Source organism: Staphylococcus sp. B1(2026) (assembly GCF_058895785.1).
Genome location: NZ_JBZXTS010000118.1, coordinates 1 through 547 on the forward strand (window position 1 = coordinate 1; position 547 = coordinate 547).

At 32.7% G+C, this 547-nt stretch carries 1 protein-coding gene; it reads right to left on the reverse strand.

The genetic code is table 11. The annotated features are described in order from the left end of the window. On the reverse strand, positions 1-547 hold a 547-nt coding region (locus AC5EAH_RS08210; protein ID WP_493494291.1), incomplete at both ends, for a mucin-binding protein.

A 547-nucleotide genomic window follows, 5' to 3' on the forward strand; every position in this document is an offset into this window, starting at 1 on the left:
GTGATGTATGTTTATCAAATGTACTATCATTATTTTCAGCTACCCATGGTCCATAAGTTACTTCTTTTGTAACGTGATTAACTGTCGCTGTTCTTGTAAATTTCACCATATCTTTATATGTTGGTGAAGCTTCTTTACCATCTGCTTTTTCATATGTGTACGTTACTGTACGATTAATCACTTTATTTAAATCTGATTCTTTCAAGCCTTCTGGCCATTTTGGTCCATCTTCATTATTTGGATCTACAGGTGTACCTGATGTTTTTGGAGCTGTTGGTGGTACTTCGTCAATACGTGGTGTAAAGACAATTGTAAATCTCTGATCTTCTTTTTTATCTTTATCGAATGTTGGTGTTTCATTTTCCGGATTAAAACCATTCGTTACTAAGACATAACCTTTATTGATTAAATCTTTTACTTTTTCATTTGATGATGTTGTCGGAATAGTTTCACCTGATTGACCACGTTCTTCTTTCGGATCTGATAACACTTTATTTGTATCTTTTTCGATATAGTTAATGATTGCTTTTTGTTCATCTTTCACATA